Here is a 344-nt window from a genome sequence, read left to right as displayed (position 1 = left end):
GGCAGTTCCCTACTCTCGCATGGGGAGACCCCACACTACCATCGGCGCTACGGCGTTTCACTTCTGAGTTCGGCATGGGGTCAGGTGGGACCACCGCGCTAAAGCCGCCAGACAAATTCTTTACAATGTGCCGAACTTTATCCGAATAAAGTGGTGCTGATACCCAGAGTCGAACTGGGGACCTCACCCTTACCAAGGGTGCGCTCTACCAACTGAGCCATATCAGCACGCTAAATTTGATGCCTGGCAGTTCCCTACTCTCGCATGGGGAGACCCCACACTACCATCGGCGCTACGGCGTTTCACTTCTGAGTTCGGCATGGGGTCAGGTGGGACCACCGCGC

Annotated in this window: 1 tRNA gene and 2 rRNA genes; all 3 read right to left on the bottom strand. The window is 57.0% G+C overall.

The window, feature by feature from the left end:
• Nucleotides 1-112, bottom strand: a 5S ribosomal RNA gene (gene rrf / locus WFN75_RS22520); the annotation flags it as partial.
• A 39-nt stretch (nt 113-151) separates the two neighbouring features.
• A tRNA-Thr gene (locus WFN75_RS22515) sits at nt 152-227 on the bottom strand.
• Nucleotides 228-241: 14 nt separating this feature from the next.
• Nucleotides 242-344, bottom strand: a 5S ribosomal RNA gene (gene rrf / locus WFN75_RS22510); the annotation flags it as partial.

Origin of the sequence: Leclercia sp. UBA7405 (genome assembly GCF_037152215.1) — a bacterium.
Lineage (GTDB): Bacteria > Pseudomonadota > Gammaproteobacteria > Enterobacterales > Enterobacteriaceae > Enterobacter > Enterobacter pneumoniae.
The sequence above is the reverse complement of the archived record's forward strand: the minus strand, read 5'-3'. Positions and strand labels throughout refer to the sequence as shown.